We start from the raw sequence: 26,296 nt of genomic DNA, 5'->3' as shown, positions 1-26,296 counted from the left end.
GGAGTAGAAGTACAATTACCAGCGGTAGTTTGCGTTTAGCATAACAGAGCGAGACTGGCCGTAGTAACACCAGTAATCGCAACCTGAAACAAACTCTTTATCTAGGATGTTGTTCACGTTTAGCTGTGCTTGCCACTGTGAAGTGATGTCGTAAGTGACTGACGCATCCCAAAGAGTGACTGAAGGAACCGTTAGGTTCGAGCTCTTAGGGTTATCTTTTGACTCACCTACGTAGCGCACACCAGTACCGATATTGAGGCCTGGAATCAGGCTGTAGGCGCTGTAGTCTACCCATGCAGAAGCTTGGTGCTCAGGAATAAGTGCGGCTTGTTTTTTACCTTGGCCAAAGCTCTCATCTGTTTTCGCTTTAGTGTAGGTGTAGCTTGCCATCAGTTTTAGATCGTCTGTTAGCTGCGCCGTGCTTTCTAGCTCAACACCTTGAGATGTCACTTCACCTGTTTGTGTCGCAATCCATGTTGATGGGTTAGTGACCAACGCGTTCTTTTGCGTGATGTCGAACCATGCAAGGTTGATAAAGCCATCCATAAAGCTTGGCTCATACTTTACACCCACTTCTACTTGCTCGCCTTCCAGCGGTTTGTAAAGTTCATTGGTTGCCGCATCAATAGTGCTGATCACTTCAAACGACTGAGAGTAGTTTGCGTAAGGTGACAGGCCATTGTTTGCAAGGTACATCACACCCGCACTTAGAGAGAGCTGACCATCATCACGAGATTCACTTTGATCAACGGTAGCGCCTTTGCCAGAGTTTTCTGTTTTCACCCAGTCGTAACGAGCACCGATGTTACCAATCCACTGTTCATGCAGTTTCAATTGGTATTGTGAATAGAGACTTGCTTGAGATTTCTCAATCTCACGTTTCACGTTGTTGGCAGGATCAAGAGGGGTGAAGTTGCCGTAAACTGGGTTCCACGGATTGATGGTGCCAAATGCGTAGTTGTCCTGCTCGTCGCCATCGGTTTTGTGGAATTGCAGATCCATACCGATAAGCACTGTGTGCTCTGCGTTGTCTGTCATCCAGTTGCCGACAGCATTGTTATCGAACGTGATGCTCTGGTTTTTTCCGTCACGGAATACGATGCCTTGCGCTAACTCTTCTTTCGCTGGATCGTTGTTTGAGAACGCGTAAGAGCTGCGCAAGTACAACTCATTCGAACCGTAGTTGAGGTTTTGCGAGAGTGACCACGTGTCATTGATGTCGTGCTCTAGTAAGTAACCCAGAGAAAACTGCGTGCGTTCGTATTTATCGTAGTTTGGCTGACCAAGGTTAGTCGAAGGATCGATTTTGCCAAAGTTAGAACCAATCAGAGTACCTGCTGCTGGGAAGAATGGGTTAGTTGGTACACCGTCATCACGAAGGTAAGTTGCCAAAACGGTCAGCATTGTACGGTCAGAAATGTCGAACTCGACACTTGGCGCTAGGTAGAAACGCTCGTTGTTTGTGCCGTCCAGTTCACCATCTTGGCTTGTCATCAAGCCAACCAAACGATAGCGCACAGTGCCTGCGTCGTTTGCTTCGTCAGCAATGTCAAAACCTACGGATTGGTGTTGGTTGTTGCCAACTTCGACTTTTACTTCGCCTTGAGGCGTAAACGTTGGTTTTTTCTGAACAGCATTCACGATACCGCCTGGTGCCGATTCACCAAACAGAATAGCCGATGGACCTTTAACGACTTCTACACTTTCTAGGCCGTAAGGTTCGACCAACCATGTGTAGTAACCATCGCGGAATAGGCGGTTGCCGTTTAGGTAAGTCGCTGCATCAAATCCACGAACTTTGAACCAATCAGTGTCGTTGTCTGCGCCATAAGGCTGAGCGGTTACACCAGACGTGTAGCGTAATGCTTCATCTAGCTTTTTCGGTGCACGAACACGAAGTTCATCTTCAGAAATGATAGATACGCTGCGCGGCGTTTCTGCTGCCGGGGTTTCTACTTTAAGTGCTTGCGCGGTGACCGTTATGGTCTCCATGGCAATCACGTCATCTTGTACGACGTCTTCTTGAGCTTGTGCTGTGAATGCAACCACTGCTGTAGGTGCGAAAGCACAAACCAACGCGTTGCGGATAGCGATGGTCAGTGAGTTATTCTTTTGCATAAATCTATTCCCGATAATTATGATTAACGCTAAGCTTAATTGTAATTATTATCATTTGAGCTTTTGTTTCGGTATTTTACTGACTTTTGTATCAAAAGATAGTAAAACGTTCGCAAATTCATTCGCGGTACCTAAAGTCATTGTTATGTTCAATTGGTTTGAAAAGCTGACCCAACCCTTTCCCCAGATGGAAACCGAAAAGCCACCGAAGACGCTATTTGGCTTTTGTCGTTTTTACACTCGTGGCTTTGAAGCCCCTTTACTCGTTATGGCTGTGTTCAGTGCGCTTATTGCCATTACTGAGGTGACGCTGTTGCGTTATATGGGTGAGCTCGTCGATATTCTCTCTAATCAAGATCGCGCAACATTCTGGCAAGACCAGGGTGATCGCATGCTAATGATGCTGTTCTTAGTGGCGGTTGTGATGCCAGCTCTCGGTTTTGTCCACTCAATGGTGATGCACCAAACGTTATTGGGTAACTACCCGATGTCTATCCGTTGGTTGATTCACCGTTACTTGCTAAAACAAGCGGTTGGATTTTTCCAGCGTGACTTTGCAGGCCGAGTTGCGACCAAAGTGATGCAAAGTGCGTTAGCGGTACGGGAAACGGTCATGAAGCTGGTGGATGTACTGGTTTATATCAGCGTTTATTTTCTTTCGATGCTTTGGATGATGGGCGAAGCCGATGGTTTGCTAATGCTACCTATTGTGATTTGGATAGGAATGTACGCGGTTATCCAGTTCTACTTTATCCCTAAAATGAAACAAGTAGCGACAGAGCAAGCGGATGCTCGTTCTGTAATGACTGGGCGCATTGTCGATTCTTACACCAACATATCTACCGTAAAGCTATTCGCGCACTCGCAACGAGAGTTGGAATACGCAGAAAGCAGCATGAAGCAATTTTTGGTGACGGTTTACCGCCAAATGCGCATGGTGACTTGTTTACTGTTTAGTGTGGATGCCATCAACTATTTGCTGCTGATGTCTATTAGTGCCATTTCGGTTTATCTATGGCTAGATCACGCTGTAACAATTGGTGCTATTGCGATTGCCATCAGTATTGCATTGCGCGTACAAGGTATGTCGAAGTGGATCATGTGGGAAGTTAGCGCACTGTTTGAAAACATCGGTACAGTAGTAGACGGTATTAATACTATTTCAAACGATGTTGAAGTGAAAGACGTACCAAATGCTAAGCCTTTGCAAATCTCTCAAGGTGAGATCTGCTTTGATCATGTAGGTTTTAACTACAGTGATGAGAAGGCAGTATTTGAGAACTTGAATCTGACCATTAAACCGGGCGAAAAAGTCGGCATTGTCGGTCGTTCTGGGGCAGGTAAATCCACGTTGGTCAACTTGTTGCTGCGTTTTTACGACGTAAATACCGGTAAGATTTGTATTGATGGACAGGACATTTCTCAAGTCGAACAAGAGTCGCTTCGCCAACACATCGGTATGATCACTCAAGACACCTCTTTGCTGCATCGTTCAATTAAAGAGAACATTCTTTACGGTGATCCAGATGCTTCAATGGATGCCGTTATCGCAGCTGCTGAGAAAGCACATGCTCATGATTTCATTCAATCTCTACGAGACGAGCAAGGTAACGTTGGCTATGACGTTGAAGTGGGTGAACGCGGTGTGAAGCTGTCTGGTGGTCAGCGTCAACGCGTGGCGATTGCTCGCGTTCTGCTGAAAAACGCGCCAATTTTGATCATGGATGAAGCAACGTCTGCACTTGATTCAGAAGTAGAATCGGCAATTCAAGAAAACCTTGAAGTTCTGATGGAAGGAAAAACAGTGATTGCGATTGCTCACCGTTTATCAACGATTGCCGCGATGGATCGTTTGATTGTAATGGATGACGGCAAAATCATTGAGCAAGGCTCGCATTACGAGCTGCTGCAATTGGGTGGTGTTTACGCTCAGTTGTGGAAGCATCAAACCGGCGGATTTTTGTCTGAGCAAGGTGATGCTCAACTGCAAGTCATCTAATATGACGCTACACGAAAGAGGAGCAAATGCTCCTCTTTTTTGTGTCTGTCGTTTATACCGAGTAAGTAGGCGTTAATGGGCAACGTTAACTTGTGATTATTCATTGAGTTAGGCCAATTTAATGATGATTATGTTTATAACTCACTGTCGTGATTGAATTTTTTACGCTTTTTTTACGCGAACTCCGAATGGGCTTTTGCTAAAGTTTTCTACATCGAATTTTGGTTGATGTATTTTATGTTTGTTCAATGGCGAGATAACACCTTTCTCTTTTCTACTACCGTGATTGTTGGTGCGGTTGTCGTCTCATGGCTGTTAGACCAACTGTTTGGCTCTACAGCCGCAGTCCTGCTGATTTTACAGTTAGCGGTCGTGGTAGTGGCGTTTCAATGCAACTCGCGATTCGCTTATGCGGCGGCGGTGATCGAAGCGTTGAGCTTCAACTTCTTTTTCACGACGCCTCGTTACTCTTTGCAGATGTTTCGTCCGGAAGACATTTTTAATTTAGTCGTGTTTATGGTGGTGGCTTTTATCACCAGCACCTTTGCGGATCTTTATCGTCGGCAGCAGGGAGAGTTAAAACAAACCAAGCTGCAAAACAGCATCCTGCTATCGGTGTCCCATGACCTACGCACGCCGCTAGCAACCATTATTGGAACACTGACCACACTCAACGAGTACATGCCCAAGCTCGATGACTTAGAGCGTAAAGAATTGCTCGACAGTGCGACTTCAGAAAGCCATCGCTTGCATCAATATATCGAGAACCTCTTACAGGCGACTAAGCTCCAGCACGGCACATTAAAAATTACCAAAAAAGATGAGCTGATTGCAGATATTGTGCGGGATGCGGTTTCTCGTTTGCCGAATTACACCGAGAAAGTGTCCATGAATATGGATGATTCCGTTGGTTATTTATCAGTAAGTCGTTCGCTCATCGAACAAGCTATTTTTAATGTGTTGGATAATGCCATGCGATTTTCACCAGAGAATGAATCTGTTGAGGTTTCACTTTCTAAGCAGGGTTTGTCGTGCGTGATTGATGTTCGGGACATGGGGATTGGCATCAAAGCTGAAGATGCGGAAAAAATATTCAGCCTTTTCTATTCCGGCGCGAACAACAAATCGGCCGATTCAGGCACCGGAATGGGACTCGCGGTTGCCAAAGGCATCATCACCGCACACCAAGGATATATTCAATCTATGCCAGTATCAGAAGGGACGCTGATCCACATTCGACTTCCACTCAATCAAGGAGCAGAGCAGGCGTGAGTTACAAAGTTTTAGTCGTGGACGATGAGCCTCGCATTCATACCTTTATTCGAATTTCGCTGTCTGCTGAAGGGTTTGATTACATTGGCGCGAGTACCATTGCAGAAGCCAAAGCGTGTTTCGAAGCGTATTCGCCGCACGTAATTCTGCTAGATTTAGGCTTGCCCGACGGCGATGGGACGGAGTTTCTCACTACGCTTCGTCAGACCTATAAAACGCCAGTGCTAGTGCTGACAGCTCGCGATCAAGAAGAGGAAAAAATCCGCCTTTTAGAAGCGGGCGCGAATGATTACTTGAGCAAGCCTTTTGGCGTAAAAGAGCTCATCGCGCGCATCAAAGTGCTGGTTCGAGATTTGGTGGATGAGCAAACCGTCGCTGATGAGCTGGTGGCTGGCCGAGTCAAAATCATCAAAAGTACTCACCAATTTTGGTTGGATCAGAGGGAAATTCCACTCACCAAGAAAGAGTTTTCTTTCATTGAACAGTTGATTCTCAAGCCGGGAAAACTCATTGAGCAAACTCATTTGCTAGCGGTGATTTGGGGAAAAAGTCATGTCGAAGACACTCACTACTTACGCGTGTTAGTGAGTCAACTACGCAAAAAACTGAACGATAGTGCTGACGAACAGCGGCTATTAAAAACCGAGCCGGGGCTGGGTTATCGTTTAGTGCTTGAGACGTCCAAGCACTACTAAATTCCAAATTTAATCAACGTTAATGCCAAGGTTTAGTGCTGGTTATCGGCACTCGAACAGGATTCGTTTTGCCTATTTTCCGTGACGGAAAATCAGTCTAACCCTTAACGCATTAGCATTTTCTATACATAAAACACAGTTAGGTATTGATATGGCTCACTTTACAGTAATTGGTCTAGGGCGATTTGGCGTTGCCGCCAGCTTAGAACTTATTCATCTTGGACACACCGTAACGGGGGTGGATAGCGACCCGAAAATCGTCGAAAAATACGTCGAAGAGTTAACGCAAGCGGTCATATGTGACGCAACAGACGAAGGTGCACTCAGAGAGTTAGCGTTAGCAAACAGTGATGTGGTGTTGGTGGCGATTGGCGAAGACATGCAAGCCAGTTTGTTGTGTACTCTGGCGCTGAAAAATCTGGGTGTGAAATCCATTTGGGTCAAAGCGAGCACCAAAGCACACCACACCATCGTGTCTAAGCTTGGTGTACAACGCATTATTCATCCGGAAGAGGAGATGGGCGTAAGAGTCGCGCAGGCACTCAACTATCCGATGGTGAACAACTATTTGGAAATGGGGCATGGCTTGTATGTGGTGGAAATCCACGTTAAATCCAATCTGCACGATACGCCGCTTTCTAAGTTGATCAGCCGAGGTAGTTACAACATTCAGCCGATATTGGTGAAGCGCGAAGAAGCCGTCTACACCAATATCAATGATGAGTTTGTGCTTAATGAGTTCGACACGCTATTGCTTTGCGGTAGTCGCGCTGAGCTGAAATACGTCGCTCCAAGGTTGGTGTAACATGGTTTTGTGGCATCCCTCTATTATCCCAATCGAGCGAAAACCCAAAGCGGGCAAAAAATTGTTGGGCGCACCGCCATTAATACTTAGCCTCAGCTTTGCGTGCTTGATCATGCTCGGCACGGTCTTACTCAAACTGCCGATTGCCACCACAGAGCCCATCACTTGGATTCAAAGCCTGTTTACTGCGACATCGGCCATTACGGTGACGGGATTAGTTGTGGTGGACACGGGCACGGCGTTTACGCCTTTTGGGCAAGTGGTTATTGCTTTCCTGATTCAATGTGGTGGCCTAGGTTTGATGACGTTTGCCATCGTGACCTTGCTGGCTCTGGGCGGAAAAATTGGCTTTTTGGAGCGAGCAGTCGCGAGAGAGGCGTTCAACCAGACTGATTCATCGACACTCATTGCCACTGCTAAATCTGTATTGATGTTCGCTCTGCTCGTTGAACTTATTGGTTTCACTATTTTGAGCGTTTATTGGAGTGAAGAGCTGGGCTGGGAAACCAGTTTGTTCCATGGTTTCTTCTACACCATCAGTGCGTTTAACAATGCAGGTTTTGCGTTGAGTGCCGATAGCTTAATGCCTTACGTGGACGACCCGGTCGTTAACTTCACCATTACCAGTTTGTTCATTATTGGTGGTTTAGGCTTCTCGGTTTGGATTGACTTAAAACGCAATCGCCGTTGGCATCGACTCACCGTTTACAGTCGAATGATGATCTTAGGCACGATGATCATTAACGTGGTGGCACTTATCGCGATTTATCTGATTGAATATGACAACCCCAACACGCTTGCCCCGTTGAGCGAAGCAGGGAAATGGTGGGCATCGTGGTTTCAAGCGGTGACGCCAAGAACGGCAGGGTTCAACACTTTAGCTATCGATCAGTTGGAAGATGCCACAACGGCGATCATTCTGGTGTTGATGTTTATCGGCGGTGGATCATTGAGTACGGCAAGTGGCATTAAAGTTGTGACATTTATAGTGTTAGTCTTGGCGACTTACAGCTATTTGCGTCGCGATGAAGCAACCTATGCCTTTCAACGCGAGATTCCCAAAGAGACCATCAGCAAGGCATTGGCGCTGACTCTGATCTCGGTGGGGGTGACTTGGTTTGCCATATTCACGCTGTTACTGACAGAGAAAGCGTCTATGTTAGACATTATGTTCGAAGCGGTCTCGGCACTGGGTACGGTTGGGTTATCGCGAGGCTTAACGGGCAGTTTGTCCGAACCGGGTGAGTTAGTGATCATCTTCATGATGTTTATGGGACGATTAGGGCCTCTTACATTAGCGTACTTCTTAGCCAGTCCAAGAAAGAAAAAAGCGCGTTACGCGAGTACTAAACTGGCAATAGGGTAAATGGGCTAACTCGTACAAAGTGAGCAAAAGGCTAGACAAAAGAGGAGTAACTGCTCCTCTTTTTGTGCTCGTTGTAGCCACGAAACTGTATACGGCAGTCTCTCTCACAACAATTTATGATTCATCTCTATTTTTTATCATTTATAAATTGTCGTTTTTGAGGTGTTGTCCAGAATGGCATTATCCACGTGCAACATAAGATTGCCGGGAATAAAAATAATTACAATACTGCCTTACTGGAAGATACATGAAAATCAAACCCCTCCCACCTTTAAATAGCCTCGTTGCGTTTGAAGCGTCGGCGCGGCACTTGAGTTTTACGTTAGCCGCTGACGAGCTAAACGTGACCCAAGGTGCTATCAGTCGCCAAATTAGACAATTAGAAGAATATTTAGGCAAGGCTATGTTCACGCGAGCCAATCGAAGCATTAATTTAACGCCTACAGGTCTTCAATATTATCAAGCTGTCAGCCAATCTTTGCTCGATATTGCTCAAATCACGGGTGAAGTGAAGAAGTGGCAGGGCGAACAAAAGATCACGGTTGCGACGACAAATGCAATGGCAGCCTTGTGGTTGTTGCCTAAGGTTGCTCAATTTCAAAATGAACATGATGACATCGATATAAGAATATTGGCCTCAGATAATGTGTTGGACTTACGCCGATTAGATTGCGATATCGCCTTGTTTTATTGTCGCACTCCACCTGCGGAAATGGACGTGACAACGCTATTTTCAGAAGAGGTATTCCCTGTGTGTAGCCCGCTTTATTTAGAGAAAATCGGCCAGCCTAGTGAGCCAGAAGAAATCTTCAATAAAACGTTACTCTATCTGGAAGAGTCTCAAAGAGATTGGGTGAATTGGGAGCAGTGGTTTGCGAGTGTAGGATTGCCAAATATTTCGCCTCGTAATCGCATGAACATCAATAACTATCCAATGCTGTTACAAGCGGCAATTAATGGTCAGGGCATCGCGTTAGCCTGGGGGTCATTAGTGGACGACTATTTACAAAGCGGTGCTTTAGTTAGGCCAGTCGAACACGTGCTTTCAACACCTTCCAATTTCTCTATGCTTGAACCTAAAAATAGAGGTTTAATCCCAGCAAGCGTCAAGCGTTTTAGAGAGTGGCTTTTGCAACAGTTGCCAGATGAGGTGGGTGATCGAGGTTTAGCCTAAATCAATAAGCAGAGAAAATAACAGAGTTTGGTCATGTTAAAAAAGCGGGAGTACCAGTTCCCGCTTTGTTTTAATTGATTGATGAAACGACGCACTAACTTAGTACTGGTCCCTGATTGAGTGTGGAATCACTTTTTTGTGAGGATCTTGAAGCGATAGGCTCGGAAGCCACTGTTTTGCTTTCAACAAGCGGTTCAACAGGACCATCAAGTTTCTCTTGCTCTGGGTGAACATGCTCAGGCAGCATTGCCCATGGCTTAGGTTCGCGTCGAATACTATGAAACAGCGTTAAGCTCATCACCGCGATAAAAATGGCGATAGGGAAACCGGCAATAATGGAGGCCGTTTGCATTGCTTTTAACCCTCCTGCGTATAGAAGTACTCCCGCAATGGCTGCGATCATGATCCCCCACAATACGCGTATAGAGGTAGGAGGCTCACTGTGCCCAGCGGCATCGAGGGTGCATAGAACCAAGGTACCCGAGTCTGCGGAGGTAATGAAATAAGTACCGAGCAATAGACACGCAAGCACGCTAAGTAGTTTACCAAACATACCTGTATCTAGATTGTCGAATAGCGTAAACAAAGCGCGTGTCGTATCGGCTTTAGTCGCTTCAAGAATCGGGCCGCCAGAAAAATCCGCAGGTGGTGTTTGTTTGGCTTCTTGTGCCGCAGTGACTTGCTCTTGATGAGCAACACGAGCGTCTTGCTCTACCTTCAACGCTGCACCACCAAATACTGAAATCCATAAGAACGTGATCAGCGTGGGTACGATGAGAGCACCGCCGATAAGTTCACGTATTGTGCGTCCTTTAGAGATACGAGCCACAAACATGCCAACGAAAGGTGCCCAAGTCATCCACCAAGGCCAGTAATAAGCCGTCCACCAGTTTTGCCAGCCAGAGTCATTCTGTGCATCGCTCCATAAGCTCATACCGACAATGTTTTGTGCATAAAGCCCCGTACTTTCGAGTAGCGTATTTAAGATATAGCGAGTTGGGCCAATATAAAGTACGACCAGCACGAGTGCGAGTGAAAGCAGCATGTTCCATTCTGATAAACGGCGAATACCTTTTCCTACACCAGATAGCACCGACGCAACCGCACAAGTACAAAGGGAAACGATAATAAAGAGTTGAATCCCCAAACTAATGTCTAGGCCAAAGGCTTGATTCAAACCAGAGTTTATTTGGATAACTCCCATCCCCAAGGTTTGAGAGATACCGAAAGCAGTCACCGCGACTGTTAGGATATCAACCGTGTGCCCGATAGGCCCATAAATACGATCGCCAATCAAAGGGTACAAGATAGAGCGTAGGGTAAAAGGCAGATCTTTACGGTAGGAAAAGTAGGCTAATGCGAGTGCAACAATAATAAAGACAGACCAAGGATGTAGACCCCAGTGAAAGAATGTCAGTTTCATTGATGTTGTTGCGGCTTCATTGGTCAGGCCTTGAGTAAATGGGTTGTCAGCGTAATGCCACATCGGTTCGGCGACCGACCAGAAAATTAAGCCTATCCCCATGCCTCCGGAAAAAAGCATGGATACCCAAGACAAATAACTAAACTCTGGTTTTTCGTCATCTTTACTCAAACGAATATGTCCATATCGACTAACCATAAGGTAAAGAAGAAAACCGACAACGAGTGAAACAAGTCCGATGTAAAACCACTTCATATTCTGCAGCAAAATGCCGGAAATCGTTTCGAAGTATTGGCCCGCTTGGTTGGCGAGAATGGCGCAGAAAAGTACAAAACCGATAACGACGATCTTTGATGCGATTGTCACAGTCGGATTGAGTCCTTTCAATATCCCAGATGTTGCTCTCATAGGCATCCCTCACAGTGCGTTTGTTTTAGCGTTATTGTTTGTTGCGTTATTGTTAATTTTTGAAAGAGAGTAGAGAGAGGGCTTTTGTGTTTCAACTGATTAATACTCATCGGTTAATGAGTATTAATCATGACAAGAAGATCATTGTTAATTAAAAGGTTATTTTTTTGTTCGAGATCAATGCATGAATGACAAAAACTCATCCAAGCCCGGCGAAAAAGTCGTTTGTTTGTTGCCGGGTTGTTAATCAAAATCATCTCCACTAACACAACACGATGTTGTACGCACTGGATGCAACTCGACTCTCGGAGATAAGAATATGAGCAATGTCAACCAAACCATTATTCCTGTTGAACTTGTTGATAATGTACTGAACCCAATCAGTGAAGCAACAGGAATGCCGAATCAGGCCTACACCAGCGAAGGGTATTTTACTTTTGAGCGTGATCAGGTGTTTGGTAACACTTGGGTATGTATTGGTTTTGCATCAGACCTGCTTAAAAATGGTTATGTGATGCCACTTGATTTCATGAATCTTCCACTACTCATGATGAGAAATCGCCAAGGTGAAGTCCAAGTTTTCCACAACGTATGTAGTCATCGTGGTATGAAGCTGGTTCATGAGGCAGGCGAAGTTCAAGGCATGATTCGCTGTCCTTACCATTCATGGACGTACGATCTTGATGGCAATCTAAAAGGCACACCACACATTGGTGGTATCGCAAAACATAAAGATGATCGATTTAAGTGTGAAAAGCACGGCCTTAAGCCACTTCGTTCAGCCATTTGGATGGACATGGTATTCGTCAACTTATCGGGCAAAGCAGAAAGCTTTGAAGAGCATATTGCGCCGCTAGAGCAACGTTGGCAGCAATTCTTAGGTGAAGAAGGATTAGGGCTTCTTCGCCGCGTGAACATGGGTGGCAACTTAGAGATAGAAGTGAAAAGTAACTGGAAGCTTGCCGTAGAAAACTACTGTGAAGCTTACCACTTACCTTGGGTGCATCCGAGTTTGAATAGTTATTCTCGCCTAGAGGATCACTACAACATCATGTTTGCAGAGCGTTTTGCTGGCCAAGGTAGTCTCGCATACAACCTCTCTGATACTGCAGGAACACACTTACCTAAATTTCCAAGCTGGCCAGAAGATAAACTGCGTCATGCAGAATACGTTGCACTCTTTCCAAACGTGTTGCTTGGTATTCAAGCCGATCATGCCTTTGCGATGATGATTGAACCAATCACTGCGAATAAGAGTGTTGAGCACCTACGTGTTTTCTATGTGGGTGATGAAGCAACGAAAGATGAGTTCGCTGCGTGCCGTACTGCTACCGTTGAGTCATGGCGAGTCGTATTCGGCGAAGATATTGGAGCGGTCGAGGGCATGCAGGAAGGTCGTTACTCACCTGGCTTTGGTGGTGGTGTGTTCTCACCAGAAATGGATGTTCCGACGCATTTCTTTCAAACCTGGTTGGCAAAGCAAGTGAAAGCGGCACTGGAGCAGTAATATGATGCATTACCTTAATTATATTGATGGTGAGTGGTGCGATTCAGAGCAAGCGCTGACCGTCATGAACCCTGGCACAGCCGAAGCGTATGCGACGGTTGCAGAAGCCACTATCACCGATGCCGACCGCGCAATGGCAGCGGCACGTCGAGTAGTCAATCAAGGCGTTCTTTCGGACGTTCGTCCAGCCGTCAGAACCGAGTGGATGTTAAAAGCCGCCGCGGCTATTCGTGAAATGGTTGATGAAGGTGGGTTAGTTGCCTGCCGTGAAAATGGGAAATCTTTGCAAGATGCCAAAGATGAGTTTTTAGAATCGGCACGTTACTTCGAATACTACGCTGGCATGGCCGACAAGCTGGAAGGCACGTCAATTCCGTTGGGTAAAGATTATGTCGATTTCACCCAATATGTGCCGTTTGGTGTGTCAGTGCAGATTGTGCCGTGGAATTTCCCAGTTTCTATTTGTGCACGCTCATTAGCACCTGCATTAGCTGCTGGTAACGCAGTGGTGATCAAATCGCCAGAGATTTCCCCACTCGCTATGACGTTGTTGATTAAAGCGATTGAAAAAGCGGGCTTCCCAAAAGGCACGATTAACTTGCTATGTGGCAAAGGCTCAGTCGTTGGCAGTCATTTGGTGCAGCACCAAGAGGTCGATCAAATTGTCTTTACGGGTTCTGTTCCAACTGGCCAACGCATCCTGCAAGATTCAGCGCAACGCGCTACTCCATCGGTGATGGAGCTGGGTGGTAAATCGGCTGCTATCGCGCTGAAAGATGCGAGCCTCGAAACACTTTTGAAAAGCGTTCAGGTCGGTATTTTCTTTAACGCTGGTCAAGTTTGTTCGGCAATGTCTCGTTTGCTGATTCAAAAAGAGCGTTATGAAGAAGTAAAAGCGGCGGTTGTGGAAATGGCAAAAAGCCTAACCATTGGCCAAGGCGAAAGCCAGCCGGACATCACACCGTTGGTATCGGCTGATCAACAAGCGCGCGTGCTTGAAATGATAGAACAAGCAAAAGCCGACGGCGCGAACATCCTAACGGGTGGCTACGCCCCTGATTTGTCGGGTTACTTTGTGGCACCGACGGTGATTGAAGCCTCACCAGATATGCGTATTGCTCAAGAAGAAGTGTTTGGCCCTGTACTGGTAATTACACCGTTTGAAACCGAGCAAGAGGCCGTTGAAATCGCGAATGGCACCGATTTTGGCCTGGTCGCTGGTGTCTTTGGTGAAAGCCTAAACCAAACATTGCGTGTGGCACAGCAACTGCGTGGTGGACAAGTGTTCATCAATGAATGGTTTGCTGGTGGCATCGAAACACCATTTGGTGGCGTGGGCTTGTCCGGGTTTGGGCGAGAAAAAGGACAAGAAGCGATTTATAGCTACGTCCAGACACGCAATATTGCCATTCGTTTGCAGCAAGACAGCAACGTATAGCTACCGTGTAACTGTATTTTCATCACCTCGTACCGGCTTGGATTTCAGACCACAAGCTAGGGCGAGGTTGATGGAATCGCTACAAATCTGACAGCGGTTTGTAAACACGGAAATTCTGAACAAGGTAGTTGGAGTAAAAGTGATGAGAAAGTGGCTCTGTATTATTTGCGGCTTAATCTATGATGAAGCACAAGGTTGGCCATCCGATGGCATTGCACCAGGAACAGCATGGGAAGATGTACCGGATGACTGGTTATGTCCTGACTGTTTAGTGGGTAAGGCCGATTTTGAAATGATCGAAATCACCGACGATGTGCCACTAGAAGAGGTTGCAGTGGTGTCTTCGGTGTCGGTAGAAGCATCTGTTCAGCCAAATACGGCTCAGCCTCTTCCATCTGAAGTTACTCAACCTGTATTCTCAAATGACCCTATCGTTATCATCGGTAGTGGCCACAGTGGTTACCAGTTGGCGGCGGCACTTAGAGCACAATCCGAGACGGTTGCTATCACCGTCTTTACCGCTGATGATGGCGCTCTGTACAGCAAACCAGCTTTGTCTAATGCGTTGGTCATGAACAAAGACGGCGACGCGCTGCAAAGTGAAAGCGCGTTGAAGTGGGAAAGCCGTCTCAATATCCGCGTTTACCCGCATACGCGTGTTGAACAGATCGATCGTGCCAATTCAACGCTACATACCTCCATCGGTAAATACGCCTACAGCCGCTTGGTACTGGCAACAGGTGCATCACCGATTGAAATCCCAATTGAGGGCGATCGCTCTTGGGTTATGAGTGTGAACGACTTAGTTGACTACCGCCGTTTCAGATCGGAGCTGCAAGACAAAAAGCGCATCGCGATCCTAGGTGATGGCTTAATTGGCTGTGAGTTCGCGAATGACCTGATCGAAAGCGGTTATGAAGTGACAGTTATCGGGTTGGGTCAATGGCCAATGGAGCGTTTGATCCCGCAACAGTTGGGTGAATCATTACAAAGCGCACTTGCCGAACGAGGCGTGCAATGGGCTCTACAAGACAGTATCGCCAGAATCGAGCCAAGGTCCGAATCCAGTGCGGTTTTACATCTGAACAGTGGCAAGCAGATTGAAGCAGACCTAGTGCTAAGCGCGGTTGGACTCAAGCCAAATGTTTCTCTGGCTGAGCAAGCAGGGCTCGAAGTGGGCCGCGGCATTAAAGTGAATCAATTCGGCCAGACGAGTGATGAGAGTATTTACTCGCTAGGCGACTGTGTTGAAACGGAGCAAGGTTGGCAGCCGTATATTGCACCGATTAATCAAATGATCCCTTCTGTAGCGAAAAGCTTGCTAGGCGATGTCGCCCCTATCTCGTTAACACCAACTCCAGTGATTGTAAAAACGCCGATTCTTCCACTCACGATTTTCCCGGTAGCCGCTGAAGAACAGGGACAATGGTACATCGAGAACCAAGCAGATGAATTGACCGCTGCGTTTTATTCACCAGAAGGAGCAATGCTCGGTTTTGCGTTGCTAGGAAGAAAAGTACAGTCATTACGCGGCCCTTGGCTAGATCAATTGTCATTGAAACTGTCAGCAGCGTAGCGGAGAAAAAAGATGATTCATTTACCCAATGATGACGTGACGTGTGGTTGGTACCATGCGTTGCCAAGTATTCCAGAAAAATCGGCGTTAAAAGGTAAACAAAGTGCTGACTATGCCGTGTTAGGTGCCGGTTTCGCAGGCCTAGCTATGGCAAGACGTTTAGCTGAACTTATGCCTAATGCACGAATTATACTGATTGATGCGCAACGTATCGGCCAAGGGGCTTCAGGAAGAAATTCGGGCTTTGTTATCGATTTGCCTCATAAGTTTTCACTTGAGCATCCCGACCCTGAGCACAAGAAAAAGTTATTATCACTCAACCGTTCTGCGATTGCTCAGCTAAACACTTTAGTGTCGAAGCACAGTATTTCTTGTCAGTGGTCAGCAAAGGGCAAATATCAAGGAGCCGTAGGGGCGCGCGGTGAAGCATATCTCGATCACTTTGAGCACCTAATGAAAGACCTTGGCGAACCATACTTCCATGTTAATGGCAGTGAGCTGGCGAAAGTCTTGGGAACCAACTACTACAGCCGCGCAATTTACACGCCAGGTGGTTATTTAATGCAACCTGCTGCTTTGGTGCGTGGGCTAGGGGAAAGCCTTCCAGAGAACGTCGAGGTGTTAGAGAACTCGCCAATCCGCAAGCTCAGTAAAGAAAACGGTTGCTGGGTATTACATGGAGATAGTGGCTCTGTTGAAGCCCCTGAACTGCTGCTTGGGACCAGCATTTTTACTCGGGAGTTTGGTTATCTTAAAAACAGACTACTTCCAGTGATGACGTTTGCAAGCTGGACGCGTCCATTAACCGACGCAGAAATGCAACGATACGGAGGTGAGCTGAATTGGGGGTTAACTCCAGCTGATCATGCGGGAACGACGTTACGTATGACCGCCGATCGACGTATTTTGATCCGCAATACTTACAAACACGTGCCGAAATATGGCTCAAGCATGAACGATAAAGTCAGAGAACAAATTCGCGACGATCATCGTCAGGTCTTTCTGGCGCGTTATCCCGAGCTGGCCGACGTACCATTTACTCACACATGGGGTGGGGTGTATGCCATCTCTCGTAACTTTACTAACTTTTTCGGTCAATTAGATGAAGGTGTTTATGCCAGCGCTTGTGACAATGGTGTTGGTGCTGCGTGGGGAACCATTTCTGGAACACTGTTAGCTGACTATGTCGTTGGTGCGACATCTAAATCATTGGATGACATACAGCAAGTGACAGGAATGCCTTGTTTGAATCCGCCAGAGCCTTTTTTAGGTTTGGGAGTAAAAACGCGTATCCAATTAGCAAAATGGCAAAGCCGGAGTGAATTATGAAGCAAGTCAAACTTGTTGATAGTAAAAGTCTAGATTTCAATGTTCGTGGTGATACGCCGGGAATGGCGTATGTTGCCAGGGCGTTAAGCCCAGAAATTTCACCAAACATTGGTGTAGGCTTTGCTAAATGGGAAGGCGCTAAAGTGGCTTGGACAGTGCTTTATGATGAAGTTGTTTTTGTGATTGAAGGCTGTTTTGAGCTGACCGCAAATGGTGAGACACATTTTGTGCACCCAGGTCAGATGCTTTGGATACCGGAAGGAACTGAATTGGTTTATGGTGGGCATGCTCTGTTCGGCTATGTGGTTCATCCAGGAAACTGGAAAGAGTTACATGGTATTGAATGACTTTTATCATTTAGTAGTGTCTCGGAAAGGCAAAACAAAAATCCGATTTTTACCCATGAGTTTTCGTAAAAGAACTTAATCTCAATGGAGCAAGGGTTTCTTACTTGCTATGTTTCTTGGTCACGTTTCCAGACGTGTTAGACCTTTCTCAATTGCTATTTTATCTATCAAAAAGGGAAGCCTTGGCTTCCCTATAATGAGTCTTCTTTTGGCTTGGCTAAATCTTTTATTTTAGCTCAAATTTACCCTGCATGATTGCCCAGTGACCCGGGAATGAACAGAAGAATGAATAGTCACCGCCGGCTTTCATTTTCTCAGTACTGAACGTAATGCTGGTGCTTTCACCGCCACCAATTACTTTTGTGTGAGCGTAGACGCGATCATCATTTGGTTTTACGTAGTTATTTTCTGCTCCAGCTGCCATGCCATCAGTACCGACTGCTTGTAGGTTGGCTGTGTCAGAGATGACCACGTTGTGACCCATCGATTGCGCTGGCATCTTACCTGTGTGATTCAGCGTCAGTTTTACCTCTTTACAAGTGGCTGGTACGCTCAATGTTTTAGTAGAAAACTGCATCATATCGTTAGCATCTAATGACACTTCACACTCGGCACTGGCTTGGGCACCAAAGCTCATTCCGACTAATGCGAAGGTTGTTGCTAATAAACGTAAAGACATATAACACTCTCCATTTTGTATTTTAGGCTGACTTGGATTGATCTTATCCAATAGTTCTCATTATCAGCCAATTTTCACTCCAAAAACGTGCTTCAATCGGTATATTGACGTTTTGTTGCAAGCTTGTACTGGTCAGTTCCGCTATTTGATCACTCAAATACCTTATTTCATGCGATTGCGTGAGTTAAATCAAAAGTCGTGATTAGCCAGAGTTAAGGTGAAATTAATCTCGCTAAACGGGTGGAAGAATCGTTTGGTTTTAAGGTATTGGAGAGGTTTCGAGAAAGAAGCTCAGCTAAATTGCTGAGCTTCTAGGGAACAGATGACAAGTAAACCTAGCGAGTTTGTTTTAACGTGTGCAACACATCATGCAGTGAAGGTGCGACAGTATGGCCTAATTGCTTTATTTCGTCACAAGGCTCAACCAGATCAGGAATTTGATAAGTGATCATGTTCGCTGCTACCGCAGCACGTACGCCATTATTTGAATCTTCAAAGGCGAGACATTTGGTTGGATCTACGCTTAGACGACTTGCTGCAAGCAGGTAGATCTCTGGATCAGGTTTGCCGTGTGACACTTCACAGCCCGTCGTTAAGTTGTCGAAGTACTTGCTTAGGCCCGCTAACTCCAACTTCTTCTGTGCCACTTCTTTTGCTGTAGAAGTGGCGACTGCAATTGGCAACCCTTGGCCTTTCAACCACTCAAGCAGCTCAATCACCCCTTCTTTTACCGGTATCGCTTGGTGCTTAACCACAGCGTCGTAACGGTCGCGCCACTCTTGGTGTAAGCGGTCAAGATCATCCCCATAAGCTTTACGAAAAATCACTTCAATGCCCGCTGCATTGCGACCAATGATTGAAAGGTAAACATCTTTATAGAAGGGTAGGTTCTGGGCTTCACATGCTTCTTGGAAAATATGCATACAGACGCGCTCGGTATCAAGGAGCAAACCATCCATATCAAAAATAGCAGCTTGGTAGTTCATTACATTAAGACTTTTTGGTTGGGATGGCGCATTTTGACACAAGCAGATCGGTTTTTCTTCTAAAAATTAGAACTTGATTTTGATCCTATGAGTTCACATTGCCTCTGAACACACTATACACATAGTCTATAAATTAGGTGTGAAATATAATATTTTTAAAATTATAAAAATTTCAGTTAAATAGATAAAACTCTATCTTAATATAAGCTAGAGTTTTATTAATATTCCATTGTTATTTTAACTATTGGATAATTTATTAATAGTTAAAATTAATAATAAAATAATACCAAGTCACGATTGTTTACGACTGCATGAGTGTACCAGCTCTTGACTTCAGATATTTGTTGCTCTGATAAGCCTCCGAAGTCAACGTTATCTTGGTGAATATCTTGATTTTTTATCATAAAAACAACTGGGAAATCGTCAGGGAATGGGAATTTTATAGGATAATCGGTGTTAGTGAATGGGATATCGCAGAAATCGTTTACATCGCATGGATACCAAGAGTTATTGGACAAGTAATAACCAGTTATCTTACATATAGCTTCAAGCAAGTAAGCATAGGCGTAACCCAAGTGACTGTATTTTATCTCTTCAGACAGCATCTGCATAAGAAGCTCTTCAGCTCGGATGCTTTCGCCACTACTTTCCAGCATTTCATTAATCACTTTAAAGGAGTCTTGACACCTTTCCATGATGGCTTTTTCTAGCTCTGGATTACGCTCATTCTTTAATACGTTAAAAACCTTTTCAGTATCTAATGAATATACTGTCGCCCCATATCCCATATTTTATTCTCCTCACTTTTATACAGTTAAATTCATTTAAGTGTTTTTATCGAAGGGATTATATTTTGATGTTTTTTGAAGGTAAAGTGTATATATAGAGGTTGTATTTATTATGATGAACTTTGAAAGTTTAAATTCTTAAAATAAATACTATATATTTAATTTTATTAGATCTGGCTCATAAAAACACCTTAACTATTATTATGTTTATTGTTAAGGGTTATTAAATCTGTGAGGTGGTTCAAGACAATAAAATTTAGAAGAAAATACCGTCAAACTTAGGTGGCTATTCTATCTGAGCACTCTGCTCACTACTTATAGTGGGCTGAGTGAGCGGTTGGGCATCGGCTCTTTATTTGGCGATGAATATGCCATATTAGGTGATATTCGTTAGTGTCTATTTTATCCCTAGGCGCTTCGCTAATCGGTGCAAATTGCCGTTGTCCAGTTCCAACTGACGGGCCGTTGCTGCCCAGTTGCCTTGATTCTCTTCCAGAGCTCGAACAATCATCGCTTTTTGGAAGGCGTCTGTGGCAGGCTTCAATCCGCCTTCTGGTAGCTCAAGCCGAGAGTTTTGTTCCGCTTCTTCAACGTTCTTGATGTTCTGATTCGGCGTTCGGATATCAAAATCTTGCTCAACCAACTCAATGTCCATGGCATGAGTACGCGCTTTAGCCAAAACACCAGCACGTTTAATGACATGTTCAAGCTCTCGCACGTTGCCTGGCCATGAATAGTCTTTGAGTGCTTGCACCAAAGTGGGGGACAAACGAATGCTGTTTAATCCCAATTTGCTTCTTAAGCGTTCGGCAAAAAAGCCTGCGAGTAACACCACATCGTCTTCACGTTCACGAAGAGGTGGAACATGAAGCGGGAAGACGCTTAGACGATGATACAAGTCGGCTCGGAAGCGACCAGTAGTGACTTCTTCATGCAATATACGGTTAGTGGCGGCGACAATGCGTGTGTTGACTCGAATATGGCGGTCATCACCCACTCGTTGGATGTCGCCGTATTGTAGGGCTCGAAGTAACTTGGCTTGCAGCTCTAACGACAGTTCGCCGACTTCATCCAAAAACAGTGTGCCGCCGTCGGCTTGTTCGAACTTACCCTTACGATTGCTGATTGCACCTGTGAATGCGCCTTTGATATGGCCGAACAACTCGCTTTCCGCGACTGATTCTGGCAGCGCCGCACAGTTGAGGTAAACCAAAGTATTGTTCGAGCGGCTAGAGCGATGGTGAATAGCGCTGGCAACTAACTCTTTACCCACGCCCGTTTCTCCCATCACTAGCACAGACAATTCCGTATCGGCGACGGCATCAATCTGCTCTTGAAGATTCTTCATCCCCTTAGAGTTGCCAATGATTTCATTACTTAAGGTGCGCTTCTCGGCGTAAGAGTCGCGTGGCAGGCTCGCTTGTGTCTCTAGCTGTTCTAGTAGGAGTGCAGTGTGCAAGCCACCTGCTGCCAATGCGCTGACAAAACGTAATTCTTGGTTGCGTAGCCTATCAAATTGGTTGGGGTCGAAGGCGTCAATCGTAATAGCACCGATCAGTTGATCGTCGATCAGCAAAGGTAAACCAATGCAGGAATGGACATGCAGTTTATCATCGTGGTTTGGAATCAAGCCATCGTATGGATCCGGTAAATCACTGTCAGAGGGAAAACGCACGATATCGCCTGCTCGGGCAATAGCTTCTAACCTTGGGTGTTGCTCAATGGAGAAACGGCGTCCAAGCACTTCTTTCGCCAATCCATTGATCGCTAAAGGCTTAAAGTGCTGCTCTTCATACAAAAGAAGGGCAGAAGAGTCACACTTCAATACATCTCGAATCGTGGTTAATAACGTATCAAAGCGAGCCTGTTGAGTGAGCGCTGAGTTAAGGTCTTGCGTGATGTGTAGCCATTGCGCGATTAAAGAAGTCATAGCCAATACCGATTGTGTCAATATGACTATTGTAGTGTCTTAATGACAATTTTCAACTGTGTCTAAATGACAGCTGTCAAAGTTGAGTTTTAGTTAAGTTGTTGAAATTTAATGGAATTAAAAGTTGGCACACCCAGTGCAATACAAGAAGAAATTATTTTTGTTTATCCCGTCATTCAAGGTAGTAATTATGACAATTCACGTAAAAAACAACATCCACTGGGTAGGTCAACGCGATTGGGAAGTTCAAGACTTCCACGGTACAGAATACAAAATGACAAAAGGTACCAGCTACAACAGTTATCTAATTCGTGAAGAGAAAACCGTATTGATTGATACGGTCGATCATCGATTCAGTCAACAATTCATCCAAAATTTAGAGATGGAAATCGACCTTAAGTCTATCGACTTTATCGTGGTAAACCATGCAGAAGAAGATCACTCAGGCGCATTGTCGGCATTAATGGAGAAGATTCCGAACACGCCAATTTACTGTACAGAAGCGGCGATTGATTCGATTGTGGGTCATCACCACCATCCTGAATGGAACTTCAAAACTGTAAAAACGGGCGACAGCATCGATATTGGTAACGGTAAGCAATTGGTGTTCGTGGAAGCGCCGATGCTGCATTGGCCAGACAGCATGATGACTTACCTAACTGGCGATGCAGTATTATTCAGCAATGACGCATTTGGTCAGCACTACTGCGATGAACGCTTATTCAATGATGAAGTGGATCAAAATGAGTTGATGGAACAGTGTTTGCGTTACTACTCAAACATCCTAACGCCATTCAGCAGCTTGGTAACCGCAAAAATCAAAGAAGTGCTGAGTTTCAATTTGCCTGTCGACATGATCGCAACGTCACACGGTATTGTATGGCGCGATAATCCGGTTCAAATCATCGAGCAATACTTGGCGTGGGCAGACAATTATCAAGAAGATCGCATTACGATTTTCTACGATTCTATGTCAAATAACACCCGAATGATGGCCGATGCAATCGCGCAAGGCATTCACGATGTCGACCCTAGTGTGGCGGTCAAAGTCTTTAATGTCTCTAAGCATGATAAGAATGAAATTCTCGCCAACGTATTCCGCTCAAAAGGCATCTTGGTTGGTTCGTCTACCATGAATAACGTCATGATGCCGAAGATCGCAGGCATGCTAGAAGAAATTACTGGTTTGCGCTTTAAAGCGAAGAAGGCCGCAGCATTCGGTAGTTACGGTTGGAATGGTGGCGCGGTGGATCGTATCCATGCTCGATTGACTGACGCAGGTTTTGAAACCGCAGTGAGCTTGAAAACCAAATGGCGACCAGATGGTAAAGCGATGCGTGAATGTCGCGAACATGGTCAGAACATCGCAAAATTGTGGGCAAAGCATGACCTGACAAGTCCTGTTATTTCTCCTGCGATTACTGCATCTGTACCACAAGTTCAATCACAACCCGTTGCGCCAGTGACAACACAAGCGGTAGTAGATGCTGCTCCTAGCAACCCTAGTACTGAGGCGCATCCCGCAGATTGTCAATGCATGGTTTGTACGGTTTGTAATTGGGTATATGACCCAGCTAAAGGCGAGCCTAACCAAGGTGTTGAACCGGGTACAGCTTGGTCGGAAGTGCCAGATTACTTCTTGTGCCCAGAATGCCATTTAGGTAAAGACGTTTTCGTTGAATACAACGGTTAGGAGGGAATATGCAAGCACCTATTGTGATTATTGGTAGCGGCTTTGCGGCTTACCAATTGGTGAAAACAGTGCGTCGAATGGACGCACATATTCCGCTGCAAGTGTTTACTGCTGATGATGGCGCGGAATACAACAAGCCCGATTTGAGTCATGTATTTAGTAACAAGCAAACTGCCCGAGACTTGGTAGTTAAAAGTGGTGAGGCGTTTGCACAGGAACACAACATCGAACTGTTCGCCCATACCAAGGTTGAGCATGTCGACGTGCAAGCTCAGCAAGTGGTCGCCAACGGCCAAACCTATCCTTATTCCAAACTGGTGTTTGCGACAGGCGCGAAAGCCTTTGTGCCGCCAATATCTGGTGGTGCAGCACCTGAGGTGATAACGCTGAACTCGCTACAAGAATATCAATTAGCGGAAGAGCAAATTAGCCGCGCGGAACGAATTCTAGTAATGGGTGGTGGTTTGATCGGCGTCGAGATCGCCATGGATCTCGCAACCAGTGGTAAAGCCGTTACGGTGGTTGAGCCAAATCCCCGTTTGCTCGCTAACTTGATTCCTGAATTTGTTGCATTGCGGCTGGAGAATCAACTTAAGCAGCAAGGTATTCAACTTGCCTTAGAGACTGGAGTTGTCGCGATCAATCACTCGGATGATTCGCTGGTGGCAAGCTTGAGCAAAGGTAAGGAAATCGAAGCCGATGTAGTGATTTCAGCTGCGGGTTTACGTGCTAACACTTGGTTAGCGAAGGCTTGTGGGTTGAGTGTCAATAAAGGCATCGAGGTGGATGCTCGATTACAGACATCAGCAGCCAATGTGTTCGCATTAGGCGATTGTGCTGAGATCCAAGGTCGAATGATGCCGTACCTCCAACCGATCGTGCTAAGTGCCAATGCTTTGGGCAAACAACTACTGGAGCAAGAAGCAGAGTTGAAACTACCGCCTATGATGGTAAAGGTCAAAACGCCGAGCTACCCAATTCAATTGGCAGGCGATTTTAGTTCTGTGACGAACTGGAGCGTGCAGATTTCTCAAACTGGTATTGCCGCGAAGGCAGAAGATGAAAATCGCCGACTCATGGGCTTCGTCGTGACGGGAGAACAAGTTACGCAAGCATTTCCACTACTTCGAGAGTTGTCTCAAGCCGCTCAGGCTTAACCGATTTAAACGAAAAGAATTGTAATTAGAGAGGGTATTATTAATGTCGCATCTACGAATTCCTAAAGACTGGACTGTTCAACGTTCAACGCCTTTCTTCACTAAAGACAATGTGCCACCAGCGCTACTGACTCATCACAATACCGCTGAGGGTGTGTTTGGGCAGCTGTGCGTCATGGAAGGGCAAGTGACTTACTACGGCTTTGCTGATGAAAATGCCACAGAAGCAGAAGTAGTGGTGGTGATTAATGCAGGCCAGTTTGCTACAAGTCCACCGCAGTACTGGCACCGCATTGAGATGAGCGATGATGCTCAGTTCAACATCAATTTCTGGTCGAACAAGGACAAGAGTGGGCAAGCGATGTTCCATGCTAAGCAGTAGTAAACCTTTTTAAGTGCTTTGACTGTTATGCTAATCGTCAAGTAAAGGGGGGTAGAAGGCGCAATAAACGAACTGAAATACTGGATCATCGAGACCGTGGAAAGAGAAATCACGAGTAATGATTTCAATTCTTTAGTAGCATGTTACGAAACATTTCAGTCAGGTGAACTAAGGGAAGCGTGCAATGGAAAAACAACGAGTAGCATTTATTGGTCTGGGAGTGATGGGATACCCAATGGCTGGTTACCTAAGTAAAGCGGGCTTTGAAACCAAAGTATACAACCGCACAAAAGCGAAAGCCGACAAATGGGCTGAAGAATACCAAGGCGTAGCTTGTGAAACACCACGTGAAGCGGCAGAAGGCTGTGACATCGTTTTTACCTGTGTGGGTAATGATGATGACGTTCGTAGCGTTGTTTACGGTGAAGAGGGCATTCTGGTCGGCTTGAAAGCGGATGCAGTGCTAGTGGACCACACGACCACTTCTGCAGACCTAGCGGTTGAGCTGGCTGAAGCGTGTGCTAAGTATGGTAATCACTTCATTGATGCGCCAGTTTCTGGTGGTCAAGCAGGCGCAGAAAATGGTGTTCTAACCATCATGTGTGGTGGTGAACAAAGCATTTTTGACCGTGTGTCTCCGGCGATGGATGTGTACGCGAAGCAGATGACGCTACTGGGTGAAAACGGTCAGGGTCAACGCTGTAAGATGGTAAACCAAATCTGTATTGGAGGCGTTTTACAAGGTCTGAGTGAAGCTTTGTTGCTGGCACAAAAATCAGGCTTGGACATCGCTCAAGTTGTAGAAACGCTTAAGCATGGCGCTGCAGGTTCTTGGCAGATGGAAAACCGCGCAAATACGATGGCTGAAGACAAGTTCGATTTTGGCTTCGCTATTGATTGGATGCGCAAAGACTTAGGTTTCTGTCTGCAAGAAGCTGAGCGAGTGGGTCTAGAACTTCCACTGACTAAGAAAGTGGATGAGCAATACGCAGACCTTCAACGTGATGGTTTAGGTCGCATGGATACATCAGTACTGATCAAAGCGGTAGCTAAAAATCAGTAGTTGATGAATCAGTAATAGATAAACAGTTCTTTGGTATCAAAGAGCTTAAAGAAATCTAAGTTAATCATAATGAATCTCCTTGAGCATGGTTTGTGACTTGTGATTAAGGATTAGTGATTTGAAATCAGGAGGTGCTGTAGAGCACCTCCTTTTTTCGTCTT

At 45.6% G+C, this 26,296-nt stretch carries 21 protein-coding genes and 1 pseudogene; 16 read left to right on the top strand and 6 right to left on the bottom strand.

Features of this window, described 5'->3' with window-relative positions; all coding sequences use genetic code 11:
- Nucleotides 1-15: 15 nt before the first annotated feature.
- Nucleotides 16-2,118, bottom strand: a complete 2,103-nt coding sequence (locus KI742_RS08880) for a TonB-dependent siderophore receptor (protein WP_213901275.1) — start codon at nucleotides 2,116-2,118, stop codon at nucleotides 16-18.
- A 145-nt stretch (nucleotides 2,119-2,263) separates the two neighbouring features.
- On the opposite strand from KI742_RS08880, the gene KI742_RS08875 reads away from it, so the two are divergent.
- From KI742_RS08875 to gcvA, 6 genes are all read left to right on the top strand, one after another.
- Nucleotides 2,264-4,117, top strand: a complete 1,854-nt coding sequence (locus KI742_RS08875; protein ID WP_033906862.1) for an ABC transporter ATP-binding protein — start codon at nucleotides 2,264-2,266, stop codon at nucleotides 4,115-4,117.
- A gap of 228 nt (nucleotides 4,118-4,345) precedes the next feature.
- The gene (locus KI742_RS08870) at nucleotides 4,346-5,389 is read left to right on the top strand and encodes a DUF4118 domain-containing protein (RefSeq protein WP_285385816.1); all 1,044 of its coding nucleotides are present in this window, start codon (nucleotides 4,346-4,348) and stop codon (nucleotides 5,387-5,389) included.
- On the top strand, nucleotides 5,386-6,084 hold the full coding sequence (locus KI742_RS08865; RefSeq protein WP_053350063.1) for a response regulator transcription factor: 699 nt from the start codon (nucleotides 5,386-5,388) through the stop codon (nucleotides 6,082-6,084). The genes KI742_RS08870 and KI742_RS08865 overlap by 4 nt, the downstream gene beginning before the upstream one ends.
- A gap of 151 nt (nucleotides 6,085-6,235) precedes the next feature.
- Nucleotides 6,236-6,889: a TrkA family potassium uptake protein gene (locus KI742_RS08860; protein ID WP_005375180.1), complete on the top strand. Its 654-nt coding sequence runs from the start codon at nucleotides 6,236-6,238 to the stop codon at nucleotides 6,887-6,889.
- A gap of 1 nt (nucleotide 6,890) precedes the next feature.
- Complete coding sequence (locus KI742_RS08855) at nucleotides 6,891-8,255, top strand: TrkH family potassium uptake protein (protein ID WP_025768536.1); 1,365 nt, start codon at nucleotides 6,891-6,893, stop codon at nucleotides 8,253-8,255.
- Nucleotides 8,256-8,502: 247 nt separating this feature from the next.
- On the top strand, nucleotides 8,503-9,429 hold the full coding sequence (gene gcvA / locus KI742_RS08850) for a transcriptional regulator GcvA (protein ID WP_047103923.1): 927 nt from the start codon (nucleotides 8,503-8,505) through the stop codon (nucleotides 9,427-9,429).
- Nucleotides 9,430-9,523: 94 nt separating this feature from the next.
- On the opposite strand, the gene KI742_RS08845 is transcribed toward gcvA, so the two are convergent.
- Nucleotides 9,524-11,260, bottom strand: coding sequence for a BCCT family transporter (locus KI742_RS08845; protein WP_138939664.1), 1,737 nt, complete (start codon nucleotides 11,258-11,260; stop codon nucleotides 9,524-9,526).
- 319 nt (nucleotides 11,261-11,579) lie between these two features.
- On the opposite strand from KI742_RS08845, the gene KI742_RS08840 reads away from it, so the two are divergent.
- The 6 genes and pseudogenes from KI742_RS08840 to KI742_RS08815 all read left to right on the top strand — a co-directional run bounded on the left by KI742_RS08840 (nucleotide 11,580) and on the right by KI742_RS08815 (nucleotide 17,457).
- On the top strand, nucleotides 11,580-12,767 hold the full coding sequence (locus KI742_RS08840) for an aromatic ring-hydroxylating dioxygenase subunit alpha (RefSeq protein WP_285385811.1): 1,188 nt from the start codon (nucleotides 11,580-11,582) through the stop codon (nucleotides 12,765-12,767).
- 1 nt (nucleotide 12,768) lies between these two features.
- On the top strand, nucleotides 12,769-14,205 hold the full coding sequence (locus KI742_RS08835; RefSeq protein WP_285385808.1) for an aldehyde dehydrogenase family protein: 1,437 nt from the start codon (nucleotides 12,769-12,771) through the stop codon (nucleotides 14,203-14,205).
- A gap of 142 nt (nucleotides 14,206-14,347) precedes the next feature.
- Nucleotides 14,348-14,509 (top strand): annotated as a pseudogene (locus KI742_RS08830) (rubredoxin); the annotation flags it as partial.
- Nucleotides 14,498-15,781, top strand: a complete 1,284-nt coding sequence (locus KI742_RS08825) for an NAD(P)/FAD-dependent oxidoreductase (protein WP_285385834.1) — start codon at nucleotides 14,498-14,500, stop codon at nucleotides 15,779-15,781. The pseudogene KI742_RS08830 and the gene KI742_RS08825, both read left to right, overlap by 12 nt.
- Before the next feature lie 12 nt (nucleotides 15,782-15,793).
- Entirely contained in the window at nucleotides 15,794-17,110 is a 1,317-nt protein-coding gene (locus KI742_RS08820) for an FAD-binding oxidoreductase (RefSeq protein WP_285385806.1), read from the top strand.
- Nucleotides 17,107-17,457 carry an ethanolamine utilization protein EutQ gene (locus tag KI742_RS08815; protein ID WP_005385875.1) on the top strand — a complete coding sequence of 117 codons (351 nt, stop codon included), beginning with the start codon at nucleotides 17,107-17,109 and terminating at the stop codon, nucleotides 17,455-17,457. The genes KI742_RS08820 and KI742_RS08815 overlap by 4 nt, the downstream gene beginning before the upstream one ends.
- 226 nt (nucleotides 17,458-17,683) lie before the next feature.
- Here KI742_RS08815 and azu read toward each other — a convergent pair whose 3' ends face one another.
- The 4 genes from azu to norR all read right to left on the bottom strand — a co-directional run bounded on the left by azu (nucleotide 17,684) and on the right by norR (nucleotide 21,840).
- Complete coding sequence (azu, locus tag KI742_RS08810) at nucleotides 17,684-18,136, bottom strand: azurin (RefSeq protein WP_005375211.1); 453 nt, start codon at nucleotides 18,134-18,136, stop codon at nucleotides 17,684-17,686.
- Nucleotides 18,137-18,471: 335 nt separating this feature from the next.
- Nucleotides 18,472-19,122, bottom strand: coding sequence for an HAD family phosphatase (locus tag KI742_RS08805; RefSeq protein WP_005385872.1), 651 nt, complete (start codon nucleotides 19,120-19,122; stop codon nucleotides 18,472-18,474).
- A gap of 269 nt (nucleotides 19,123-19,391) precedes the next feature.
- On the bottom strand, nucleotides 19,392-19,910 hold the full coding sequence (locus tag KI742_RS08800; protein WP_005375218.1) for a hypothetical protein: 519 nt from the start codon (nucleotides 19,908-19,910) through the stop codon (nucleotides 19,392-19,394).
- A gap of 397 nt (nucleotides 19,911-20,307) precedes the next feature.
- Complete coding sequence (norR, locus tag KI742_RS08795) at nucleotides 20,308-21,840, bottom strand: nitric oxide reductase transcriptional regulator NorR (RefSeq protein WP_285385804.1); 1,533 nt, start codon at nucleotides 21,838-21,840, stop codon at nucleotides 20,308-20,310.
- Between the two features lie 190 nt (nucleotides 21,841-22,030).
- Between norR and norV the strand changes: the two genes are divergently transcribed.
- The 4 genes from norV (at nucleotide 22,031) to KI742_RS08775 (ending at nucleotide 26,135) form a co-directional block, all read left to right on the top strand.
- Nucleotides 22,031-23,533, top strand: a complete 1,503-nt coding sequence (norV, locus tag KI742_RS08790) for an anaerobic nitric oxide reductase flavorubredoxin (protein ID WP_372052361.1) — start codon at nucleotides 22,031-22,033, stop codon at nucleotides 23,531-23,533.
- 8 nt (nucleotides 23,534-23,541) lie between these two features.
- The gene (gene norW / locus KI742_RS08785; RefSeq protein WP_285385802.1) at nucleotides 23,542-24,690 is read left to right on the top strand and encodes an NADH:flavorubredoxin reductase NorW; all 1,149 of its coding nucleotides are present in this window, start codon (nucleotides 23,542-23,544) and stop codon (nucleotides 24,688-24,690) included.
- 43 nt (nucleotides 24,691-24,733) lie between these two features.
- Nucleotides 24,734-25,072, top strand: a complete 339-nt coding sequence (locus KI742_RS08780) for a DUF1971 domain-containing protein (protein WP_005375231.1) — start codon at nucleotides 24,734-24,736, stop codon at nucleotides 25,070-25,072.
- A 184-nt stretch (nucleotides 25,073-25,256) separates the two neighbouring features.
- A complete protein-coding gene (locus KI742_RS08775; RefSeq protein WP_005375233.1) occupies nucleotides 25,257-26,135 on the top strand; it encodes an NAD(P)-dependent oxidoreductase in 879 nt (292 codons plus the stop codon).
- Nucleotides 26,136-26,296 lie beyond the last annotated feature (161 nt).

Source organism: Vibrio sp. D417a, assembly GCF_030248595.1.
GTDB classification, from domain to species: domain Bacteria; phylum Pseudomonadota; class Gammaproteobacteria; order Enterobacterales; family Vibrionaceae; genus Vibrio; species Vibrio alginolyticus.
Note: the sequence above shows the minus strand (reverse complement) of the source record. Positions and strands in the feature narration are given on the sequence as shown.

Excerpts from the sequence above, each read along its gene's own strand:
- gcvA (WP_047103923.1), top strand. The coding sequence starts at position 8,503 with ATGAAAATCAAACCCCTCCCACCTTTAAATAGCCTCGTTGCGTTTGAA.
- KI742_RS08880 (WP_213901275.1), bottom strand. The coding sequence starts at position 2,118 with ATGCAAAAGAATAACTCACTGACCATCGCTATCCGCAACGCGTTGGTT.
- norV (WP_372052361.1), top strand. The coding sequence starts at position 22,031 with ATGACAATTCACGTAAAAAACAACATCCACTGGGTAGGTCAACGCGAT.
- KI742_RS08870 (WP_285385816.1), top strand. The coding sequence starts at position 4,346 with ATGTATTTTATGTTTGTTCAATGGCGAGATAACACCTTTCTCTTTTCT.
- azu (WP_005375211.1), bottom strand. The coding sequence starts at position 18,136 with ATGTCTTTACGTTTATTAGCAACAACCTTCGCATTAGTCGGAATGAGC.
- KI742_RS08775 (WP_005375233.1), top strand. The coding sequence starts at position 25,257 with ATGGAAAAACAACGAGTAGCATTTATTGGTCTGGGAGTGATGGGATAC.
- KI742_RS08800 (WP_005375218.1), bottom strand. The coding sequence starts at position 19,910 with ATGGGATATGGGGCGACAGTATATTCATTAGATACTGAAAAGGTTTTT.
- KI742_RS08825 (WP_285385834.1), top strand. The coding sequence starts at position 14,498 with ATGATCGAAATCACCGACGATGTGCCACTAGAAGAGGTTGCAGTGGTG.
- KI742_RS08835 (WP_285385808.1), top strand. The coding sequence starts at position 12,769 with ATGATGCATTACCTTAATTATATTGATGGTGAGTGGTGCGATTCAGAG.
- norR (WP_285385804.1), bottom strand. The coding sequence starts at position 21,840 with ATGACTTCTTTAATCGCGCAATGGCTACACATCACGCAAGACCTTAAC.
- KI742_RS08840 (WP_285385811.1), top strand. The coding sequence starts at position 11,580 with ATGAGCAATGTCAACCAAACCATTATTCCTGTTGAACTTGTTGATAAT.
- KI742_RS08855 (WP_025768536.1), top strand. The coding sequence starts at position 6,891 with ATGGTTTTGTGGCATCCCTCTATTATCCCAATCGAGCGAAAACCCAAA.
- KI742_RS08845 (WP_138939664.1), bottom strand. The coding sequence starts at position 11,260 with ATGAGAGCAACATCTGGGATATTGAAAGGACTCAATCCGACTGTGACA.
- KI742_RS08780 (WP_005375231.1), top strand. The coding sequence starts at position 24,734 with ATGTCGCATCTACGAATTCCTAAAGACTGGACTGTTCAACGTTCAACG.
- KI742_RS08860 (WP_005375180.1), top strand. The coding sequence starts at position 6,236 with ATGGCTCACTTTACAGTAATTGGTCTAGGGCGATTTGGCGTTGCCGCC.
- KI742_RS08805 (WP_005385872.1), bottom strand. The coding sequence starts at position 19,122 with ATGAACTACCAAGCTGCTATTTTTGATATGGATGGTTTGCTCCTTGAT.
- KI742_RS08820 (WP_285385806.1), top strand. The coding sequence starts at position 15,794 with ATGATTCATTTACCCAATGATGACGTGACGTGTGGTTGGTACCATGCG.
- KI742_RS08875 (WP_033906862.1), top strand. The coding sequence starts at position 2,264 with ATGTTCAATTGGTTTGAAAAGCTGACCCAACCCTTTCCCCAGATGGAA.
- norW (WP_285385802.1), top strand. The coding sequence starts at position 23,542 with ATGCAAGCACCTATTGTGATTATTGGTAGCGGCTTTGCGGCTTACCAA.
- KI742_RS08815 (WP_005385875.1), top strand. The coding sequence starts at position 17,107 with ATGAAGCAAGTCAAACTTGTTGATAGTAAAAGTCTAGATTTCAATGTT.